Origin of the sequence: Streptomyces sp. NBC_01116, assembly GCF_041435495.1 — a bacterium.
Classification (GTDB): Bacteria; Actinomycetota; Actinomycetes; order Streptomycetales; family Streptomycetaceae; genus Streptomyces.
Genome location: NZ_CP108644.1, coordinates 1,014,042 through 1,035,680, shown reverse-complemented (window position 1 = coordinate 1,035,680; position 21,639 = coordinate 1,014,042). Strand labels below are relative to the sequence as shown.

The 21,639-nt window shown below is 72.8% G+C and carries 15 protein-coding genes; 5 read left to right on the top strand and 10 right to left on the bottom strand.

Translation table 11 applies throughout. From position 1 onward, the window contains the following. Window positions 1-29 precede the first annotated feature (29 nt). The 4 genes from OG245_RS04225 to OG245_RS04210 form a co-directional block, all read right to left on the bottom strand. Complete coding sequence (locus OG245_RS04225; protein ID WP_371622206.1) at window positions 30-554, bottom strand: GNAT family N-acetyltransferase; 525 nt, start codon at window positions 552-554, stop codon at window positions 30-32. 167 nt (window positions 555-721) lie between these two features. Then, entirely contained in the window at window positions 722-2,059 is a 1,338-nt protein-coding gene (locus OG245_RS04220; RefSeq protein WP_371622205.1) for a chloride channel protein, read from the bottom strand. A gap of 127 nt (window positions 2,060-2,186) precedes the next feature. Further along, window positions 2,187-3,641 (bottom strand): DUF2252 domain-containing protein, encoded by a 1,455-nt coding sequence (locus OG245_RS04215; RefSeq protein WP_371622204.1) that lies wholly within the window; start codon window positions 3,639-3,641, stop codon window positions 2,187-2,189. Window positions 3,642-3,664: 23 nt separating this feature from the next. Further along, entirely contained in the window at window positions 3,665-4,630 is a 966-nt protein-coding gene (locus tag OG245_RS04210; protein ID WP_371622203.1) for a DUF389 domain-containing protein, read from the bottom strand. Between the two features lie 204 nt (window positions 4,631-4,834). Between OG245_RS04210 and OG245_RS04205 the strand changes: the two genes are divergently transcribed. Then, complete coding sequence (locus OG245_RS04205) at window positions 4,835-6,664, top strand: glycoside hydrolase family 15 protein (RefSeq protein ID WP_371622202.1); 1,830 nt, start codon at window positions 4,835-4,837, stop codon at window positions 6,662-6,664. Window positions 6,665-6,717: 53 nt separating this feature from the next. Then, entirely contained in the window at window positions 6,718-6,972 is a 255-nt protein-coding gene (locus OG245_RS04200) for a DUF6011 domain-containing protein (RefSeq protein ID WP_371622201.1), read from the top strand. A 9-nt stretch (window positions 6,973-6,981) separates the two neighbouring features. Here OG245_RS04200 and OG245_RS04195 read toward each other — a convergent pair whose 3' ends face one another. Next, entirely contained in the window at window positions 6,982-7,857 is an 876-nt protein-coding gene (locus tag OG245_RS04195; protein WP_371622200.1) for an acyl-CoA thioesterase, read from the bottom strand. Between the two features lie 46 nt (window positions 7,858-7,903). Further along, window positions 7,904-10,417 carry a DEAD/DEAH box helicase gene (locus tag OG245_RS04190; RefSeq protein WP_371622199.1) on the bottom strand — a complete coding sequence of 838 codons (2,514 nt, stop codon included), beginning with the start codon at window positions 10,415-10,417 and terminating at the stop codon, window positions 7,904-7,906. A gap of 137 nt (window positions 10,418-10,554) precedes the next feature. On the opposite strand from OG245_RS04190, the gene OG245_RS04185 reads away from it, so the two are divergent. Together OG245_RS04185 and OG245_RS04180 are read left to right on the top strand one after the other, a co-directional pair. Continuing rightward, window positions 10,555-11,346, top strand: a complete 792-nt coding sequence (locus OG245_RS04185) for a metal-dependent hydrolase (protein WP_371622198.1) — start codon at window positions 10,555-10,557, stop codon at window positions 11,344-11,346. A gap of 56 nt (window positions 11,347-11,402) precedes the next feature. Continuing rightward, entirely contained in the window at window positions 11,403-12,938 is a 1,536-nt protein-coding gene (locus tag OG245_RS04180) for an ATP-dependent DNA ligase (RefSeq protein ID WP_371622197.1), read from the top strand. A gap of 45 nt (window positions 12,939-12,983) precedes the next feature. On the opposite strand, the gene OG245_RS04175 is transcribed toward OG245_RS04180, so the two are convergent. Then, on the bottom strand, window positions 12,984-14,345 hold the full coding sequence (locus OG245_RS04175; RefSeq protein WP_371622196.1) for an NAD(P)/FAD-dependent oxidoreductase: 1,362 nt from the start codon (window positions 14,343-14,345) through the stop codon (window positions 12,984-12,986). A gap of 250 nt (window positions 14,346-14,595) precedes the next feature. On the opposite strand from OG245_RS04175, the gene OG245_RS04170 reads away from it, so the two are divergent. Beyond that, on the top strand, window positions 14,596-16,158 hold the full coding sequence (locus OG245_RS04170) for a fused MFS/spermidine synthase (RefSeq protein ID WP_371622195.1): 1,563 nt from the start codon (window positions 14,596-14,598) through the stop codon (window positions 16,156-16,158). Between the two features lie 25 nt (window positions 16,159-16,183). On the opposite strand, the gene OG245_RS04165 is transcribed toward OG245_RS04170, so the two are convergent. From OG245_RS04165 to OG245_RS04155, 3 genes are all read right to left on the bottom strand, one after another. Then, window positions 16,184-17,965: an ABC transporter ATP-binding protein gene (locus tag OG245_RS04165; RefSeq protein ID WP_371622194.1), complete on the bottom strand. Its 1,782-nt coding sequence runs from the start codon at window positions 17,963-17,965 to the stop codon at window positions 16,184-16,186. Further along, window positions 17,962-19,809 (bottom strand): ABC transporter transmembrane domain-containing protein, encoded by a 1,848-nt coding sequence (locus OG245_RS04160; RefSeq protein WP_371622193.1) that lies wholly within the window; start codon window positions 19,807-19,809, stop codon window positions 17,962-17,964. The genes OG245_RS04165 and OG245_RS04160 overlap by 4 nt, the downstream gene beginning before the upstream one ends. Before the next feature lie 159 nt (window positions 19,810-19,968). Then, window positions 19,969-21,453, bottom strand: coding sequence for a Gfo/Idh/MocA family protein (locus OG245_RS04155; RefSeq protein WP_371622192.1), 1,485 nt, complete (start codon window positions 21,451-21,453; stop codon window positions 19,969-19,971). Window positions 21,454-21,639 lie beyond the last annotated feature (186 nt).

Below are 21,639 nucleotides of genomic sequence, written 5' to 3'. Positions count from 1 at the left end.
GTGGTGGTGCCCATGGTGCCGCCCACCGCTCACGGAGCGGTGAGCTCCTTGTAGTAGAAAGTGGTCGGCTTGAGGCTGCCCGCCGGATCCGCCGCGTATCCCGGTACGCTCCCGACCTTCGTCCAGCCCGCCTTGCAGTAGACCTGCTCGGCCAGGCTGCCGCTCTCGGTGTCCAGGATCAGCAGCGTGATGCCCTCGGTCGCCGCGTACGCCTCGACCGCGGACAGCAGCGCCCCGCCGAGCCCCTGGCCGCGCGCCGAGGGCCGGACCATCAGCTTGGCGACCTCCGCGCGGTGCCGGGCGTTCGGCAGCGGAGCGCGCACCAGCGCGATCGTCCCCGAGACCCGCCCGCCCTCGCGGGCGATCCAGATGCCGACCCGCCCCGCCTCCAGGTCGGCGGCCCGCTCACGCCACCAGGCGGCGGCCGTCTCCCGGTCCAACGGGGCGAGGAAGCCCACCGAGGACCCCTCGTCGACGGTCTCGGCCAGCAGGCCGGCCAGCTCGTCGGCGTACGTGACCAGCTCGGGGGCGGATACGTGGACGATCTCGGTCATGCGCGGGGGTCCTTTCACGGGGCAGGGGACGGGAGGAACCGTACGGCCCGCGGCGGAGGCTCTTCTCTCCAGGGTGCACGGGGTGTACGGACCCCGGCGACGCCGTTTCCCGCGGTGCCGTCCATCCTCTACCCGGATGTGCCGCCCGACACCGGGGACCTGGGGGATCACCCGGTTTCCGGCCGTGCTCCGGCCACCGCGGACGGCGCCAACCCGAGGGTGACGACGTACGCCACCACCACCGCCACGATCACCAGGGGCATCACCGTGAGCCCCTCCCCGCCCAGCAGGAGCGTCGCCAGGAGCACCGAGGTCATCGGCAGCCGCAGCATCGCCACGCACATGGCCCCGACGCCCATCGCGAACCCCGCCGTGAGATCCAGTCCCGGCAGGTGGGACAGCGCGACGCCGCCCACCGCGCCCACGAACATCGCGGGGAAGACGGGACCGCCCCGGAAACAGCTCAACGAGACGCAGTAGGCCAGCGACTTGCAGACGATGAGAAGCACCAGCGCCCCGACCGAGTAGCCCGCGCTCCCGGTGAGGAGATGGCCCAACTCGTGCTCACCCGAATACAGCACCTCGGAACCGGCCTTGCCCGACGTCTCGGCGTACACCAGCGCGAGCCCGCCGACGGCCAGCCCCGTCACCGCCGTGGCCACCACCGTCCGCCGCTCCACGCGTTCCTGCAGCGCCAGCGAGAGCCGGCGGATGCCCGCGCCGGCGAAGGCGGCCGCGACCCCGAGAGCCAGCGCCCACCCGAACCCGGCGATGTCGGGGGCCGCCGCCGACGGCACCTCGCCCAGCGTCAGCGAGTAGGTCCCCAGACCCGTCCAGGAACCCAGCCCCGTGAAGATCAGCGCACCGATCCCCGCGGCGAGCAGCCCGGGAACCAGCACCACGCCCAGCATCGGCCCGGCCAGCCCCGACACCTCCATCAGCAGGAACGCGCCCAGCAACGGGGATCCCAGCAGGGCGCTCACCGCGGCGAAGCCCCCCGAGGCCCCCACCAGGGACCGCGCCTGCGGCGTCAGGTCCCGTGTGACGCGCCCCGCCGCCCGGACGGCCAGCCCGCCGCCCAGCGCGACCAGGGGCGCCTCCGGCCCGAGCACGGCGCCCACGCCCAGCGAGAGCAGCGCCGCCAGGACGATGCCGGGCAGCTCCGCCGCGGCCGGGGCGCCGGTGGACACCATCCCGTCCGCCGGCCGGTGCCCGCCCCCGCCCGGCAGCCGGCGGACGGTGAGGCCGACCAGAAGACCCGCGACGCCCAGCAGGGGTACGGGCCACCACGACGGGGTCTCCCCGAAGCCCATCGCCCGCGGCAGCTCCGTGTACGTCAGCGACTGGAGCTCCGAGACCAGGGCCAGGAAACCGAACGCGACCGCGGACACGGGCACCCCGAGAACGGCCGCCATCAGCAGCAGCCCCGCGTACCCCCGTGTGCGGACCGCCGCGTACGGGTCCTCCGGCGCTGCGACGGGTGTGCCCGGAGGTGTGGCCGGCATAGGTCGAACTCCTCGGCGTGAAGATCCCCGGGACGGGGTGGGGCCCCACGGGTTCACGCCGGGATACCACGCACCGGCGGACCGGGCGGCTCCCTGCCGCCGTGGACACGCCCTCGGGTGCGGAAGGTCAGCCGCCCGGCCCCGGGAGACCGTCCGCGCCGCCCGGGACGCCCGCCGGGAGCCGCCCCGAGGCCACCGCGTCGACCAGCGCCCGGTGGTCCAGCTCGTTGCGGTCCGCGTACGACTCCGCGAACGCGGCGATCGCCCGGTCGAAGACGTCCCCCCGCCCCAGGTACCCGGCGATGGCGATCCGGTCCCCGGACCTGGCGTGGGCGCGGGCCAGCGTGGCGCCGCACACCTCGCCGAACGCGCGCATCCCCTTCGGCACCATCGACTCCGGTTCGGCGATGCCCTTCCAGTCGCGCAGCTGACGCACGTAGAAGTCCCGGCTCCGGCCGTCGATGCCGTCGGCCCGCTCCCAGCCGAGGAAGATGTCGCTGGAGGCCTGCATCAGGCGCTGCCCCGCGACCACCCGCTCGCCCTGATGGGCGTACCGGCTCGCCCCGGTGTGCTCGGCCAGGACCGAGGGGCCCGCCTCCTTGGCCTGGAGGAGGAGCGGATCCCCGCCGTCCCGGCCGAGCAGCAGGATGATCCAGCACCGGGTGCCGACACTGCCCACACCGACGACCTTCCGGGCCACGTCCACCAGCGTGAAGTCCTCCAGCAGACTCCGCCGGTCGGACGCCAGGCTGTGGGCGTAACCCGCCACCATGGTCCGGAACTCCCGGTACAGCACCTCCCGCTCCACTCCCGGCAGCAGATCGGTGAGCGGGACGACCATCGGCGGGTCCGCGGCGATCCGCAGCCGCCCGTCGACCACCTCGGCGAGCTTCCCGAAGGCCTGCCGGCTGTCCCGGGAGCGGGCCTTGCCCAGCGCCCGGTCGACGTTCCTGCGACCCCGCCCGCCCAACTGCTCCGCGGCCACCGTGCGCAGCCGCTCGGCATCGGTCCTCGCGTACCACACCTCCAGATTCCGCATCCCGGCGAACCGGGCCATCGCCTCCCGGTACGAGAACACCGCGGCCCGTACGATCCGGGCCCGCTCCCGGTCCGTGAAGCCGTTCGCCCGCCCCGCGATGACGAGACTGGCCGCCAGCCGTTTGACGTCCCACTCCCAGGGACCCGGCAGCGTCTCGTCGAAGTCGTTGATGTCGAAGAGCAGATTCCGCTCGGGCGAGGCCAGCAGCCGGAAGTTCAGCAGATGGGCGTCACCGCACAACTGCGCCCGGATCCCCGAGTCCGGGGTGCCCGCCAGATCGGCGGCCATCAGGGCGGCCGCGCCCCGGTAGAAGCGGAACGGGGACTCGGTCATCCGCGCATAACGGATCGGGACCAGCTCGGGGACCCGGTCCGCGGACTGCGCCTCGAGGACGGTCAGCGGGTCGGGGCGTCGCGGCGACGGAGTGAACTCCGCGTGGCTCGACCGGGGAGCGTCCCGCCGGGCGGCCCTTCCGAGCGCCGCCCGTTCGGCCGGTGTCGCACGAGGTGCGGCGCGCAGCGGCGCCACGGCGTCCCGTTCCATGAGGTGATCCTTTCCGTAGTCCGTCAGGCGTCCTCGGCGAGCCGCCGGTCACGGTCGCGCCGGAGCCCGACCCGTTGCCAGATCGCCCGCTGGGCCTTGAGCGCGGCCGTGCCCACCACGATCAGCACCAGGATGTTCGCCACCAGCTGGATGGCCGAGCCCCGCACGTCGGACCAGCTGGTGAACGCCGTGGAGACCGCGATGTCCGCCGCGGCCGGGATCGTCGTCACGGAGATGAACACGCCGAGCAGGGCGCTGCTCCTGGCCTCGGTGAGCGACACGATCCCGACGATCCCGGCCAGGGTCGCGACCGCGACCGAGAAGAAGTTCGGCGTGTTGATGAGACTGGAGACGGGGCGCAGCCCCCGGTCGTAGGCCCCCGACTGCAGCCCGAAGCCGCGGATGAGGAGGGCGAAGAGGAAGGTGACGACGATGGTGAGGAGAAAGCCGGAGCCCAGGGCGGCCAGCCCGCGGCGCACCATGGCCCGATGGCCCCGGTCGATTCCCAGCGCCACGCTGACGATGGCGCCGTACTCCGGCCCGACGACCATCGCCGCCACGATCAGGATCTGCGAGTTGGTGACGATGCCGACCGAACCGATCAGCCCGGCGACGACCAGATAGAGGAAGAAGCTCGGCGGGTACCGCCCGCCGGACCTGATGCGCGCCTCGACCTGCTCCCAGACCGGCACCCGGCTCAGCGGCCCCAGCTCGCGCAGCCCCTCCTCGGAGGCCCTGCCCGGAAAGGCCGTGTCGACCGGTTCGATGACCAGCGTGCCCCGCTGGTCGAGGTGGAGGTCGAGCAGGCGGTGCAGTACGTCGTTCGCCGCCCCCGCCAGGACGTCGCAGGCGATGGAGTCGCCGTCGGGACGGCGTGCGGCGTCGCGCTGGACGATGAGACCGAGCACGCAGGGGTCGCCCGAGAGCAGGCCGACGACCTCGTCGGTCAGCTCCGGCGGGCTCACCGCACGGATGTGGATCATGTCCATCCCGGTACCTCCGGCGGCTCCCGGCCCCGTCGCACGGCGCTCCGCCCGGCCGGTGGCGCCGGGGGCTCATTCCAGTAACGCGGGCCCGGCCCCGTTCGGCAAACCGGGCGCCGGTCCCGGACCCGGCGCCCGGACGCGTGCCGCGCACCCGGGGCGGGTGTGCCGGATAGTGAGGGGGACGGGGCCGACCGGGAGGTAAGGCGCATGGACCGGTATCCGCCGATCGCCGACCACGGGCTCGTGGGCGACCTCCAGACCGTCGCGCTGATCTCCGCACGGGGCGTCGTCGACTGGCTCGCCGCACCCCGGTTCGACTCGCCCAGCGTCTTCGCCGCCCTGCTCGACCACGAGCGCGGCGGCTACTTCCGGCTGGCGCCCGAAGGCGGCACGCACACGTGCAAGCAGCTCTACTACCCCGACACCGCGGTCGTCGTCACCCGGTTCATGGCACCCGACGGCGTCGGGGAGGTCCTCGACTGGATGACCCCGATCCGCTCCGGCGGACCGACCGGCCGGCACACCCTCGTCCGCACCGTGCGTGCGGTACGCGGCACCGTCCGCTTCGGCCTGGAGTGCCGCCCCCGGTTCGACTACGGCCGGGCCGCCCACGAGCCGGTGCTCGACCCGACCGCACGCGCGGCGGTCTTCCGGGCCCCGGGCGCCACGGCCCACCTCCGGACGGCCTTCCCCCTGACCCTTGACGGCCGGGACGCGGTCGGCGGTGTCACCCTGCGCGCCGGGGAGACGTCAGGGGCCGTGTTCACCCTCTGCACCCCCGACGGACCCGAGCCCCCGCGCCCCACCGCCGAGGCGATCACGGACGAACTGTGGGACGTCGTCGACTTCTGGCAGCGGTGGGTGCGCGGATCCCGCTACGACGGCCGCTGGCTCGACATGGTCAACCGCTCCGCGATCACCCTGAAGCTGCTCACGTACGAACCCAGCGGCGCGCCCGTCGCCGCGGCGACCATGGGACTGCCCGAACAGCTCGGCGGAGAACGCAACTGGGACTACCGGTACACCTGGGTCCGGGACGGCTCCCTGTCGGTGCGGGCCCTGCTGGACCTGGGCTTCGTCGACGAGGCGACCGCGTTCACCCACTGGCTCGGCGACCGGCTGCGGGACCGCGGGGACGACGGCGGGGAGCCGCTCCGGATCATGTACCGGGTCGACGGGAGCCCCCTGGAGACGGAGCGGATCCTCGGACACCTGGAGGGCTACCGGGGCTCCCACCCGGTCCGGCTCGGCAACGCCGCCGCCGACCAGCTCCAGCTCGACATCTACGGCGAGGCCCTCTACGCGCTGTCCGAGGGCCGTGAGGTCGGCATCCAGGCGGGCCACCGGGGGTGGAAGATCCTCTCCCGCACCCTGGACCGGCTCGCGGACTCCTGGGACCGCCCCGACGAAGGCATCTGGGAGACCCGCGGCGGGCGCAAGGACTTCACCTACAGCCGGGTGATGTGCTGGGCCGCCTTCGACCGGGGCCTGAAACTCGCCGCCCGGTTCAGCCGCCCCGCCGACACCGCCCGGTGGACGGCGGCGCGGGACGCCGTGCTGGAGCAGGTGGTGGAGCGCGCCTGGAGCGAGAACCTCCAGGCCTACGTGCAGAGCTACGGCAGCGAGGTCCTCGACGCCTCCCTGCTGCTGATGCCGCGCGTGGGCTTCCTCGCCCCGAAGGATCCGGGCTGGCTGTCGACCCTGGACGCCATGGACCGCACCCTCGTCTCGGACAGCCTCGTCTACCGCTACGACCCGGCGGCCTCACCGGACGGGCTGCGCGGCTCCGAGGGGACGTTCAGCCTCTGCACCTTCCTCTACGTCGACGCACTCGCCCGGGCCGGACGGCTGCGCCAGGCGCGCTACACCTTCGAGAAGATGCTCACCTACGCCAACCACGTGGGCCTGTTCGCCGAGGAGATCGGCCCCAGCGGCGAACAACTGGGCAACTTCCCCCAGGCGTTCACCCATCTCTCGCTCATCATGGCGGCCCGCACCCTGGACGAGGCGCTCGACCGGGAACGCGACCGCCCCTGAACCGCACCGGCCCGCGCGGGCCGGTGCGGCGCGAAAGCTGGCAGGATCGACGTGTGGAGATTCCCGACGCCTTTGCCGAACCGCTGCCCGGCGCCGCCGGAGCCGTCGCCCGGGACCCCGCCGCCGAAGGCGAGCAGCACCGGGGCCGCCGCCTCGTCCGCTGCCGCCTCTGCGGCCGGCCCCTCACCGGGACCGACTCGCGCCGGGCCGGGCTCGGACCGTCCTGCGACGCCAAGCTGCACCCGGCGCCGCCGGACATCCGCACCCGCCGCCACGAGGTCGACCAGGACCCGCTGCCCGGCACGTAGAAGGGTGCTCTAGCCGTTCGCCAGCCGCCGGAACAGCCCCTCCTGCACCACCGACACCAGCAGCTGACCCGAACGGTCGTAGATCCGGCCCCGCGCCAGCCCCCGGCCGCCCGTGGCGATCGGCGACTCCTGGTCGTACAGGAACCACTCGTCCGCCCGGAACGGCCGGTGGAACCACATCGCGTGGTCCAGCGAGGCCATGTCGAAGCCGCGCGGACCCCACAGCGGCTCCACCGGGATGCGGACCGCGTCCAGCAGCGTCATGTCGCTCGCGTACGTCAGCGCGCAGGTGTGCACCAGCGGGTCGTCGCCCAGCGGGCCCACCGCCCGCATCCACACCGCGCTCCGCGGATCCGCGTCCCTGACCTCGTCCTTCGTCCAGCGCAGCCGGTCGACGTACCGGATGTCGAAGGGCTGCCGCCGGGCCATCCGCTCCAGCGCCTCCGGCAGCACGCCCAGGTGCTCGCGCACCTCCTCGGCCACCGTCGGCAGCTCCTCCGGGTCGGGGACGATCCGGGCCGGCGGCAGCTGGTGCTCGAAGCCCGCCTCCTCGGGGCGGTGGAACGACGCCGTCAGGTTGAAGATCGTCCGGCCCTCCTGGACCGCCGTCACCCGCCGGGTGGTGAACGACCGGCCGTCCCGCACCCGCTCCACCTGGTACACGATCGGCACTCCGGGACGGCCCGGCCGCAGGAAGTACGCGTGCAACGAGTGCACCGGCCGGTCCCCCTCGGTGGTCCGGCCCGCCGCCACCAGTGCCTGGCCAGCGACCTGCCCGCCGAAGACCCGTTGCAGGGACTCCTCGGGGCTGCGGCCCCGGAAGATGTTGACCTCGATCCGCTCCAGGTCGAGAAGGTCGACCAGGCGCTCGGCCGGGTTCGTCATGCCGTACCTCTCCACTTCGGTGTCCGCCGGCTGGACCGGGGGCTGATCACAGCTGGCCGACCTCGGTGACCCGGACGATCGCCCGGCCCTCCGCGTCGGACGCCGCGAGATCCACCTCGGCCTTGATGCCCCAGTCGTGATCGCCCGCCGGGTCGGCGAACGCCTGCCAGACCCGCCACAGCCCGTGCGCGGGGTCCTCCTCGATCTTCAGCAGCTTCGGACCGCGCGCGTCCGGACCGGTGCCGATCTCCTCGTGCGCGTCCCAGTACGCGTCCAGGGCCTCGCCCCAGGCGTCCTCGTCCCACCCGGAGTCGCCGTCCAGCTCGCCCAGGGCACCGGCCCGGTCCAGCGCGGCCAGCTCCACCCGGCGGAACATCGCGTTGCGCACCAGCACCCGGAAGGCGCGGGTGTTCGCCGTGACCGGCTTGACCTCGTCCGCCTTCTCCTGGGCCTGCTCGGCGGTCTCCACCTCGGGGTTGGCCAGCTGCTCCCACTCGTCCAGCAGACTGGAGTCCACCTGGCGCACCATCTCGCCGAGCCAGGAGATCAGGTCCTGGAGGTCCTCCGACTTCACGTCGTCCGGGATCGTGTGCTCCAGCGCCTTGTACGCGCTCGCCAGATACCGCAGCACGATGCCCTCGGTCCGGGCCAGCTCGTAGTGCGAGGTGAACTCCGTGAAGGTCATGGCCCGCTCGAACATGTCCCGGATCACCGACTTCGGCGACACCGGGTGGTCGTTCACCCACGGGTGGCTCGTGCGGTACACGTCGTAGGCGTGCCACAGCAGCTCGCTCAGCGGCTTCGGGTACGTGACCTCCTGGAGCCGCTCCATCCGCTCCTCGTACTCGACCCCGTCCGCCTTCATCTGCCCCACGGCCTCGCCGCGCGCCTTGTTCTGCTGGGCGGCCAGGATCTGCCGGGGATCGTCCAGCGTCGACTCGACGACCGAGACCATGTCCAGCGCGTATGACGGGGATTCGGCGTCCAGCAGGTCGAACGCCGCCAGCGCGAACGTCGACAGCGGCTGGTTCAGCGCGAAGTCCTGCTGGAGGTCGACCGTCAGCCGGACGATGCGGCCCTCGGCGTCCGGCGTCTCCAACTGCTCCACCACCCCGCCGTCCAGCAGCGAGCGGTAGATGGCGATGGCCCGCCGGATGTGCCGCAGCTGTGCCCGGCGCGGCTCGTGGTTGTCCTCCAGCAGATGCCGCATCGCCTCGAACGCGTTGCCCGGCCGGGCGATGACCGCGAGCAGCATGGTGTGCGTGACCCGGAAGCGGGAGTTCAGCGGCTCCGGTTCGGACTGGATCAGCTTGTCGAACGTGGTCTCCGACCAGGCGACGAAGCCCTCCGGGGCCTTCTTGCGGACCACCTTGCGCTTCTTCTTCGGGTCGTCGCCCGCTTTCTTGACGGCCTTCTCGTTCTCGATGACGTGCTCGGGCGCCTGCGCCACGACGAAGCCGGCCGTGTCGAACCCGGCCCGCCCGGCCCGGCCCGCGATCTGGTGGAACTCCCGCGCGCGCAGGGTCCGCACCCGGGTGCCGTCGTACTTGGTGAGCGCCGTGAACAGCACCGTACGGATGGGCACGTTGACGCCGACACCGAGCGTGTCCGTCCCGCAGATCACCTTCAGCAGACCCGCCTGGGCCAGCTTCTCCACCAGTCGGCGGTACTTGGGCAGCATCCCCGCGTGGTGGACCCCGATGCCGTGGCGCACGTAGCGGGAGAGGTTCTGGCCGAACTTGGTGGTGAAGCGGAAGCCGCCGATCATGTCGGCGATCTTCTCCTTCTCCTCCTTCGTGCACATGTTGATGCTCATCAGCGACTGTGCCCGCTCGACGGCCGCCGCCTGGGTGAAGTGCACGATGTAGACCGGCGACTGCCGGGTGTCCAGCAGCTCGGTCAGCGTCTCGGTGATCGGTGTGAAGCGGTACTCGTAGCTGAGCGGCACCGGACGGGTCGCGGAGCGGACCACGGAGGTGGGCCGGCCGGTACGCCGGGTCAGGTCCTTCTCGAACATCGCGACGTCGCCGAGCGTCGCCGACATCAGCACGAACTGGGCCTGCGGCAGCTCCAGCAGCGGGATCTGCCAGGCCCAGCCCCGGTCCGGCTCCGCGTAGAAGTGGAACTCGTCCATCACGACCTGGCCGATGTCGGCGTACTTGCCGTCGCGCAGCGCGATGGAGGCCAGCACCTCGGCCGTGCAGCAGATCACCGGGGCGTCCGCGTTGACCGAGGCGTCGCCGGTGAGCATGCCGACGTTCTCGGTGCCGAAGAGCTTGCACAGGTCGAAGAACTTCTCCGACACCAGCGCCTTGATCGGCGCCGTGTAGAAGGTGACCTTGTCCTGTGCCAGCGCCGTGAAGTGCGCGGCGGCCGCCACCAGGCTCTTCCCGGAGCCGGTCGGGGTGGAAAGGATCACGTTCGCCCCGGAGACCACCTCGATCAGCGCCTCCTCCTGAGCCGGATAAAGGGTGATGCCCTGGGTCTCGGTCCATGACGAGAAGGCCTCGAAGAGGGCGTCCGGGTCGGGTGTCTTGGGCAGCTGGTCGATGAGGGTCACGCCCCCATCTTGCCTGTCTTCGGCCCGGATGAGGGAACCGGCGGACGGCACGAAGATCACGGACGATACGCTGCGGTGTCAACCTGCCCGCGCCGTACCGGTGATGGGCGTACGAAGCGCTGGGGGCGGGAAAGACCATGATGGGACCGGCACACTCCCTGTCAGGAGCAGCGGCCTGGCTGGGGGCGGGCGCGGCGGCGGCCGCCACGGGCCACACGATGCCCTGGCCCGTCCTCGTCGTCGGTGCGCTGATCTGCGCGGGAGCCGCGCTCGCCCCCGACCTCGACCACAAGTCCGCGACCATCTCGCGCGCCTTCGGCCCGCTCTCCAAGGGGCTCTGCGAGATAGCCGACAAGCTGTCGTACGCCGTCTACAAGGCCACCAAGAGCAAGGCCGACCCCCGCCGCACCGGCGGCCACCGGACCCTCACCCACACCTGGTTCTTCGCCGTCCTGATGGGCGCCGGCTGCTCCTTCGCCGCGGTCAGCGGCGGGCGCTGGGCGGTCCTCGCGATTCTCTTCGTCCACCTGGTGCTGGCCGTCGAGGGCCTGCTGTGGCGGGCCGCCCGGGTCTCCAGCGACGTCCTCGTCTGGCTGCTCGGCGCCACCAGCGCCTGGATCCTCGCCGGTGTCCTGGACCAGCAGGGCAACGGGGCCGGCTGGCTCTTCGACGCCCCCGGCCAGGAGTACATGTGGCTCGGCCTGCCCATCGTGCTCGGCGCCCTGGTCCACGACATCGGGGACGCGCTGACCGTCTCGGGCTGCCCGATCCTCTGGCCGCTCCCGATCGCCGGAAAGCGCTGGTACCCGCTCGGCCCTCCGAAGTTCATGCGGTTCCGGGCAGGCAGCTGGGTGGAGATCAAGGTGCTGATGCCCGCGTTCATGGTGCTCGGGGGAGTGGGCGGGGCCGCCGCCCTCAACTTCATATGACCGGCCGCCGCTCGCGCGGGCGGGCGGCGCCCTCCGTCCCGTAGCACGATGGCGGCATGCTGCTCGCCGAGCTCGCCCAGGTGTCCCTGGAGGTCGCCGCCACCTCCGCCCGGTCCCGCAAGACGGCGCTCCTCGCCGGTCTCTTCCGCGACGCCGCACCCGAGGACGTCCCCGTCGTCATCCCGTACCTCGCCGGACGGCTGCCCCAGGGCCGCATCGGCGTCGGCCGGCGGAGCCTGGGGGACCCGGTGGAACCGGCCTCCGGGCCCACCCTCACCGTCACGGGCGTCGATGCCGAGCTGACCGCCCTGGCCGCCACCTCCGGCCCCGGCTCCCAGGCCCTGCGCCGGAGCCGCCTGCGCGCCCTGCTCGCCGCCGCCACCGCCGACGAGCAGCGCTTCCTGCGGGCCCTGCTCACCGGCGAGGTACGCCAGGGGGCCCTGGACGCCGTCGCCGCCGACGCCCTGGCCCACGCCGCCGGAGCCCCGCCCGCCGACGTCAGGCGCGCCGTGATGCTCGCCGGGTCCCTCCAGGAGGTCGCCAAGGTCCTCCTCGCCGACGGACCCGGAGCGCTCGCCGGCTTCCGTCTCACCGTCGGGCGGCCCGTCCAGCCGATGCTCGCGCACAGTGCCGCCACGGTCGGCGAGGCCCTCGACAAGCTGGGCCCGTGCGTGGTCGAGGAGAAGCTCGACGGGATTCGGGTGCAGGTCCACCGGGACGGCGACCGGATCCGCGCCTACACCCGGACCCTCGACGACATCACCGACCGGCTGCCCGAACTGGTCACCGCCGTCGCCGCGCTCGACGCGCGCCGCTTCGTCCTCGACGGCGAGCTGATCGCCCTGGGGGAGGACGGCAGGCCCCGGCCCTTCCAGGAGACCGCCTCCCGGGTGGGCTCGCGGCGGGACGTGGCCACGGCCGCGGCACACGTGCCCGTCGTCCCCGTCTTCTTCGACGCCCTCCTCGTCGACGACGAGGACCTGCTCGACCGGCCCTTCGCCGACCGCCACGCGGCCCTGGCCCGGCTGCTCCCCGAGAGCCTGCGGGTCCGGCGCACCCCGGTCGCCGACCCGGCCGACCCCGAGGCCCGCGCGGCGGCCGACGCGTTCCTCGCCGACACCCTGGAGCGCGGTCACGAGGGAGTCGTCGCCAAGGACCTGGCCGCCGCCTACAGCGCGGGCCGCCGGGGCGCTTCCTGGCTGAAGGTGAAGCCCGTGCACACCCTGGACCTGGTGGTCCTGGCCGTCGAGTGGGGCAGCGGGCGGCGCACCGGCAAGCTCTCCAACCTCCACCTGGGCGCCCGCCGGCCCGACGGCACGTTCGCGATGCTCGGCAAGACCTTCAAGGGGCTCACGGACGCCCTGCTGGACTGGCAGACCGAACGGCTGGGAGAGCTGGCGACCGACGACGACGGCCAGGTCGTCACCGTACGCCCGGAACTCGTCGTGGAGATCGCCTACGACGGACTCCAGCGCTCCACCCGCTACCCCGCCGGGGTCACCCTCCGGTTCGCCCGCGTCCTGCGCTACCGGGAGGACAAGACCGCACAGGAGGCGGACACCGTGGAGACGGTCCTGTCCCGGCAGCGGTGAGCGCGCCCCGGGAACCCGGGACGCGCTCGGACGGTGCGTGGCCGCTCAGTGCCCGATGACCGTCGCCGCCGTGTGCTCCTTGATCTGCTCCGGCGTCAGATAGGCGTCGGTGTACTCGAAGTCCCGCAGCGTCGCCGGCTTGCGGGACTGGAACCCGGTCCGCACGAAGTCGTCGCCGGCGACCGCGTTCAGCATCCAGTTCGTCATGACCCGGGTCTTGGCGACGTTCGTCCGCAGCGCCGACCAGTGGTAGCCGCGCGCCACCGCCTGCGCGGGCAGCCCGCGCAGCTCGATGCCCAGCGGCTTGGACACGGCGTCCTTGCCGCCGAGGTCCACGACGAGCCCCAGATCCTTGTGCACGTAGTCCCGGAGCGGCTGATGGCGCAGCGAGGCGATCAGATTGTCCGCCAGCACCCTGCCCTGGCGCATCGCGTGCTGCGCGGTGGGCGGGCAGACCGCCCCGTCGCCCTTCGCCAGGTCGGGCACCGCGGCCGCGTCGCCGAGCGAGAACACCCCGTCCGCGCCCGGCAGGCTCAGCTGCGGGGTGACCGCGAGCCGGCCGCGTACGGTCTCCGCGCCGAGCGTGGCGATCAGCGGGCTGGCGGCCACTCCGGCGGTCCAGATCAGGGTCCGGCAGGGCAGTACCCGGCCGTCGGTGAACGTGACCTCGTCCGGCCCCGCCTTGGCGATCGACACCCCGAGCGACACCTCGATGTTCCGCTTGCGGAGCACCTCCAGGGCGGCCTGCCCCAGCTTGTCGCCCAGTTCCGGCATCAGCTTGGGCGCGATGTCGATCAGATGCCACTTGATCAGCTGGGCGTCCAGCCGCGGATAGTGCCGGACCGCGCTGGTGGTCAGCCGCTGGAGGCAGGCGGCCGTCTCCGTGCCCGCGTAACCGCCGCCGACCACCACGAACTGGAGCCGGGAGGCCCGCTCGGCCTCGTCGTGACTGGCGTCCGCCAGATCCAGCTGGGCGATGACGTGGTCCCGGACGTAGGCCGCCTCGGCCAGCGTCTTCATCCCGCGGGCGTTGTCCAGCAGTCCGGGGATGTCGAAGGTCCGGGTGACACTGCCCGCGGCCAGCACGATGTAGTCGTACGGTTCGTTCACGATCTCGTCCGTGATCTTCCGGATCACGCAGACCTTCGCCGCCGTGTCCACGCCGATCGCCCCGCCCGGCACGATCCTCGTCCGGTGGCGGCGGCTGCGGCGCAGCGACACCGCGACGGACTGCGGTGTGAGCACCCCGGAGGCCACCTGGGGGAGCAGCGGCAGGTACAGCTGGTAGGAGAACGGTGTGACGAGCGTGATCTGGGCCTCTCCCGGAGCGAGCCTGCGCTCCAGGCGGCGTACGCACTCGACGCCTGCGAAACCGGCGCCGACGACGAGAATCCTGGGTGGTGCCACGGGTCTGCGTCCCTTCTCGGGCTTGCGTGGTCCTGCGCTCGCCTGCCCCGTTTACCGGGTGATTCACCTCTCATCCTTAACCGGACGCCCCGGCCTCCGCCTCCCGACCGGGGTGAACGGGGGCCCGCTCACGGGCTCGGAGGGACCGGCGGCACCCGCGGCCGGTGGACCTCGGGGCCCGCACGGCCGCTCCCTCCTCCCTTCCGAGCAGGGGGAGTTCGGCAGCCGCACCCCGTGCGAGGATGCTGCGGTGACCACCTCGCCCCCCTCGCCCGTGGCCGACGGCTCCCCCCTGGCGGACGATCCGCCCCGCGATCACGGCCTGGGCCCCCGCGCCGCCGCGGTCCTCGTGTTCGGATCATCGGCCGCGGTCCTGGTGGTCGAGATCGTCGCCCTGCGGCTGCTGGCCCCGTATCTCGGCCTCACCCTGGAAACCAGCACGATGGTGATCGGCATCGCCCTCACCGCCATCGCGCTGGGCTCCTGGCTGGGCGGGCGCATCGCCGACCAGGTCGACCCGCTCCCGCTCATCGCCCCGGCGCTCGGGGTGTCGGGCGTGGTCGTCGCGCTCACCCCGCTCCTGCTGCGCACCACCGCCCAGTGGTCGCCGGCGCTGCTCCTGCTGGTCGCCTCGGCGACCCTCCTGGTGCCCGGCGCGCTGCTCTCCGCGGTGACCCCGTTCGTGACGAAGCTGCGTCTCACCAGCCTCGCCGAGACCGGGACGGTCGTCGGGCGGCTGTCGGGCGTGGGCACCTTCGGTGCCATCGTCGGCACCGTCCTCACCGGGTTCGTCCTGGTCTCACGGCTGCCCGTCAGCTCCATCCTGATCGGCCTCGGAACCCTGCTCGTGCTCAGCGCCGCACTGGTCGGTTGGCGGGCCCGCCGCCGACGGCGGGCCACGGCCGTCGCGCTCGCCACCGTCGTCGCGGGCTCCCTCGCCACCGCGTTCGCCCCCGGCGGCTGCGACGCGGAGACCCGTTACCACTGCGCACAGGTCGTCGCGGACCCCGGACGGGACAGCGGCCGCACCCTCGTCCTCGACGGACTGAGCCACTCCTACGTCGACGTCGAGGACCCGACGTACCTGAAGTTCGCGTACGTGCGCGCCATCGCCTCGGTGGCCGACACCGCCTTCCCCGGCGGCGCGCCGCTGACCGCCCACCACATCGGGGGCGGCGGCCTCACCTTCCCCCGCTACCTCGCGGCCGCACGCCCCGGGACCCGCAGCACCGTCTCCGAGATCGACGCCGGAGTCGCGCGCATCGACCGCGAACGGTTCGGCCTGGGGCCGTCGACCGCCACCGGCATCGGCGTACGCGTGGAGGACGGCCGGCTGGGCCTGCGCAGGCTGGAGGCGGGCAGCCGCGACCTGGTCGTGGGCGACGCCTTCGGCGGCGTCAGCGTGCCGTGGCACCTCACGACGTCACAGGCGCTGGGAGACGTCCGCCGGGCGCTCGACGAGGACGGCCTCTACGTCGTCAACCTCATCGACCACGGCGAGCTGGCCTTCGCCCGCGCCGAGGTCGCCACCCTCGCCGCGACCTTCGAGCACGTCGCCCTCCTCGGAAAGCCCGCGGACATCGGGCTGGACCCGACCGCGTCCGCCGTGGGCGGCAACCTGGTGGTGGTCGCCTCCGCCCGCCGCCTCGACGCCCCCGCGATCCAGGAAGCCCTGGACGCCCGGGACATCGGCTGGCGGATCACCACCGGCGACGACCTCACCGCCTGGACCGGGGACGCCCGGGTGCTCACCGACGACCACGCGCCCGTCGACCAGCTCCTCCAGCCCGACCGTTCGCGGACGGCCCGGTGACCCCCCGGGCCGTCCGCCGGGCGGCTCACCCGTGCCAGGACCGCCACAGGGACGCGTAGGCGCCGTCCGCCGCCACCAGCTCGTCGTGGCTGCCCAGCTCACTGATCCGGCCGTCCTCCACGACCGCGATCACATCCGCGTCGTGCGCGGTGTGCAGCCGGTGCGCGATCGCCACCACCGTGCGGCCCTCCAGCACCCGGGCCAGTGAACGCTCCAGGTGACGGGCGGCCCGCGGGTCCAGCAACGAGGTCGCCTCGTCCAGCACCAGCGTGTGCGGATCGGCCAGCACGAGCCGGGCCAGCGCGATCTGCTGGGCCTGCGCCGGGGTCAGCGCGAACCCGCCCGAGCCGACCTCGGTGTCCAGCCCCTCCTCCAGGGCCTTCGCCCAGCCGTCCGCGTCGACCGCGGCCAGCGACGCCCACAGCTCCGCGTCCTCCGCCCCGTCGCGGGCCAGCAGGAGGTTGTCCCGGAGCGAGCCGACGAAGACGTGGTGCTCCTGGTTGACCAGGGCCACGTGCTCGCGGACCCGCTCCGCCGTCATCCGCGACAGCTCCGCCCCGCCGAGCGTCACCTCACCGGTGCGCGGCGCGTAGATCCCCGCCAGCAGCCGGCCCAGCGTGGACTTGCCCGCGCCCGAGGGGCCGACCAGGGCGATCCGGGTGCCCGGAGCCACGTCGAGCGACACCTCGTGCAGGACGTCGACGCCCTCCCGGTACCCGAAGCGGACGTCGTCCGCCCGTACGTCCCGGCCGTCCGGACCGACCTCGGCGTCGCCCGCGTCCGGCTCGATCTCCCGGACGCCGACCAGCCGGGCCAGTGACACCTGGGCCACCTGGAGCTCGTCGTACCAGCGCAGGATCAGGTTGATCGGGTCGACCAGCATCTGCGACAACAGCGCCCCCGTGGTCAGCTGCCCGACCGTGATCCAGCCCTCCAGCACGAACCAGCCGCCGAGCAGCAGCACCGCGCCGAGGACCGTCACGAACGTCGCGTTGATGACCGGGAACAGCACCGAGCGCAGGAACAGCGTGTACCGCTCCCAGGCCGTCCACTCCGTGATCCGCCGGTCCGACAGCGCCACCCGGCGGTCGCCGAGGCGGTGCGCCTCCACGGTCCGCCCCGCGTCCACCGTCTCCGCGAGCATCGCGGCGACGGCCGCGTAACCGGCGGCCTCCGAGCGGTACGCCGCGGGGGCCCGGCGGAAGTACCAGCGGCAGCCCACGATCAGCACCGGCAGCGCGATCACCACGGCCAGCGCCAGCGGGGGAGCGGTCACCGTCATCGCGCCGATCAGCAGGGAGGTCCACACGACGCCGATCGCCAACTGCGGCACGGCCTCCCGCATCGCGTTCGCCAGCCGGTCGATGTCCGTGGTGATCCGGGACAGCAGATCGCCCGTCCCGGCCCGCTCCAGCACCCCGGGCGGCAGCCCCACGGACCGTACGAGGAAGTCCTCGCGCAGGTCCGCGAGCATCTCCTCGCCCAGCATCGCCCCGCGCAGCCGCATGGACCGCGTGAACACGGTCTGGACGACCAGCGCGAGGGCGAAGATCGCGGCCGTGCGCTCCAGATGCAGGTCGGTGACGCCGGTGGACAGGTCCTCCACCAGCCCGCCCAGCAGATACGGTCCGGTGATCGAGGCGATCACCGCCACCGCGTTGACCGTGACCAGGACGGTGAACGCCCTGCGGTGCCGGCGCAGCAGGCTCCGTACGTAACCCCGTACGGTCGTCGGCGTGCCCACGGGCAGCGTCGTCGCCGACTCCGGGGCCGCGGGGTCGTACGCCGGGGGTGCGACGCCGATCATGCCCTCTCCTCGATTTCCTGGATGTTCTTCATGGCGGGGACTTCACCGACGCCGTGCGGCCCGCTCGTGGCGGCGGCCTCGTCGTCGGTCTCCCGGGTGACGACCGCCCGGTAGCGGGGTTCGGTGCGCAGCAGGTCGCGGTGGGTCCCCACGGCGACGACCGTGCCCTCGTGGACGAGGACCACCCGGTCCGCGGCGTCGAGCAGCAGCGGGGACGAGGCGAACGCCACCGTCGTACGGCCCCGGCGCAGCTTCGCGATCCCGGCGGCGACCCGCGCCTCGGTGTGCGAGTCGACCGCGGAGGTCGGCTCGTCCAGCACCAGCGCCTCCGGGTCGGTGACCAGCGACCTGGCCAGCGCGAGGCGCTGGCGCTGACCGCCGGACAGGGACCGGCCGCGCTCGGTGATCCGGGTCCGCATCGGGTCCCCGCCGTTGTCGGGGGAGGCCTGCGCCAGGGCGCTCAGCACGTCACCGCACTGGGCCGCCTCCAACGCCGCCTCGGCGGTGACCAGACCCGAGGACGGGATGTCCAGCAGCTCGCGGAGCGTGCCGGACAGCAGCACCGGGTCCTTGTCCTGGACCAGCACCGCGGCCCGTGCGGCCTCCAGCGGGAGCTCGTCGAGCGCGACCCCGCCGAGCAGGACCGACGGGGGCGTGGCCGAAGCCTCCCCGTCCTCGCTCTCCTCGCCGGTCCCGGCGTGCCCGCCGAGCCGTTCGGCCAGCCGGCCCGCCTGGTCCGGGTCACCGCAGACGGCGGCCGTGAACTGCCCCCGGGGGGCCATCAGTCCGGTCGCCGGGTCGTACAGGTCGCCGGAGGGCGTCACCCCCTCGACGGTGGCCTCCCGGGCGCTGCGGCGCAGCGACAGCACGCGCACCGCACGCTGGGCGGACGGCCGCGAGAAGGAGTACGCCATCGCGATCTCCTCGAAGTGCCGCAACGGGAACAGCATCAGGGTGACCGCGCTGTAGACGGTGACCAGCTGTCCGACCTCGATACGGCCGTCCCGGGCCAGCGTCGCCCCGTACCAGATCAGGGAGATCAGCAGGATTCCCGGCAGCAGCACCTGCACCGCCGAGATCAGCGCCCACATCCGGGCCGAGCGCACGGCTGCCCCGCGCACCTCCTGGGAGGCGCGGCGGTAGCGGCCGAGGAACAGCTCCTCGCCGCCGATACCGCGCAGGACGCGCAGTCCGGCGACCGTGTCCGAGGCCAATTCGGTGGCCTTGCCCGCCTTCTCGCGCTGCTCGTCGGCGCGCCGGGTGGCGCGCGGCAGCAACGGGAGCACGGCCAGGGCGAGCACCGGCATGGCGAGCGCCACCATCAGACCGAGGGACGGGAGGTAGAAGGCCAGCCATACGCAGACCCCCACGAGGGCGATGGCGGCGGCCGCGAAGCGGGAGAGCGCCTCGACGAACCAGCCGATCTTCTCCACGTCGCCGGTCGAGACGGCGACGACCTCACCGGCCGCGACCCGTCGCGTCAGCGCCGAGCCCAGCTCCGCGGTCTTGCGGGCGAGCAGCTGCTGGACCCGGGCCGCGGCGGTGATCCAGTTGGTCACGGCGGTCCGGTGGAGCATGGTGTCGCCGAGGGCGAGCACGATGCCGAGGATCGCGATGAGACCGCCCGCCAGGGCCAGCCGGCTTCCCGAACGGTCGATGACGGCCTGGACGGCGAGACCCACACCGACCGGCATACCGGCGATACCCAGTTGGTGCAGCAGCCCCCAGCAGAGGGCCTTCGTCTGCCCCCCGAGCTGGTTGCGCCCGAGCCAGTAGAGGAAGCGAGGGCCTGAGCGGACATCGGGGTCGCCGGGATCCGAATACGGAAGGTCGCGAATCTGCATGACGTCCCAGGGCTTGTGAAACGGAGATCCGGAAGGACCCCTAAGAACAGGTTGACGTGCAAGGTTCCCTGTTCGTCCCGGTCCGGGGCAACCGGTTTTCCGGCCCACTCCGCAGCCCAGCGGGGTCCCGGGCCCACGCGGCCCGGGACCCCGGTCACGTCACTCCGCGGGCTTCTCGGAGTCCATGCCGGACCGGGCCTTCCTCCACTCGCCCCGGGTGAAGTCCGGGATCGGCAGCGGCGCGCCCTTGGCCTTGATGGAGAGATGGCTCAGCGGCACGGGGGCCGTCCAGGTCGCCGCGTCGTACACGTCGAAGTCGGGGACCAGACCGAGCCGCATGCACTGCATCAGCCGGAAGACCATCATGTAGTCCATGCCGCCGTGGCCGCCCGGCGGGTTCGCGTGCTCCTTCCAGAGCCAGTGGTCCCACTCGGCGTACTTCTTGAAGTCGTCCCACTGGTGGTTCGTGTTCGTGGGCTCCAGGTAGATCCGTTCCGGATAGTCCTCGAACACCCCTCGCGTACCGCCGAGGCTGTTGATACGGGAGTAGGGGTGCGGGGACGACACGTCGTGCTCCAGCCGGATCACCCGGCCCTTGGCCGTCTGTACGAGGCTGATCGTCCGGTCGGCCCCGATGTACGACTCCTTCCAGCTGGGATCGCCGGCCGGCACGTGCTCCTTGCGGTACGCGGCGAGCGACAGGGCCGGGGTGCCGATGCTCGTGATGCTTGTCGCCCGGTCGCCCCGGTTGACGTCCATGTAGTTGGCGACCGGCCCGAACCCGTGGTTGGGGTAGAGGTCACCGCGCAGCCGGGTGTGCCACAGCCGGCGCCAGGGGCCCTCGTAGTAGTCGGGGTCGAACATCAGCTCGCGCAGGTCGTGGTTGTAGGCGCCCGCCCCGTGCAGCAGATCGCCGAAGAGACCCGCGTGCGCCATGCGCAGCACCCGCATCTCGTTCTTGCCGTAGCAACAGTTCTCCAGCTGCATGCAGTGCCGCCGGGTGCGCTCGGAGAGGTCCACCAACTGCCAGAGCTCTTCCAGCCGCATGGCGATCGGGCACTCCACGCCGACGTGCTTCCCGTTCAGCATCGCCGCCTTCGCCATCGGGAAGTGCAGCTCCCACGGGGTCGCCACATAGACGAAGTCGAGGTCCCCGCGCTTGCAGAGGTTCTCGTAGTCGTCCTCGCCCTTGGCGTAGACGGTGGGCGCGGGCTGACCGGCGGCCGTCACCTTGGCCGCGGCCCTCTCCGCCTTGTCCCGGACCGGGTCGCAGACCGCCTTCACCTGGACGCCCGGCACGGCGAGGAACAGGTCGATCATGCTGCCGCCCCGGTTGCCGAGGCCCACGATGCCGACCCGGATCGTCGAGCGCCCCTCGAAGCGGACGTCCGCCATGGTGCGGCCCTGCCGGGCGGGTGCGGCGGCGGCCGCTTCCGCGGCGGAGAGGGCTTGCGGGGCGGTCGTCCCGGCCGCCGACGCGGTCCCGGTGCCCAGTGCGCCGAGGCCGAGTCCGGCGCCGGCCACGCCCGCCGTGGTCCACAGCACCGAACGGCGGCTGGGATCCTGCCGCGCAGCCTCGTCGGCCGCGCCGCCGTGCGGGGGTATGTCCTGCGGTTCCGGTGCGGGCCGGGCGTCGTCGTTCATCGAGCCTCCAGGTGGGGTTGGGGGTTCAGACGGTGCGCGAGCGCGTCCGGTCGCCGTACGGATGACGAGCGCGGGGACCGGGTCTCGGTAAGGACCCTGGAGGGTGAGGCTGATGGTGCGCAAGAGAAGTATTTGGACTCTCGTCCTCAAACCATGGACTTTCTTCACGGCACGCCGAAGCCCCGA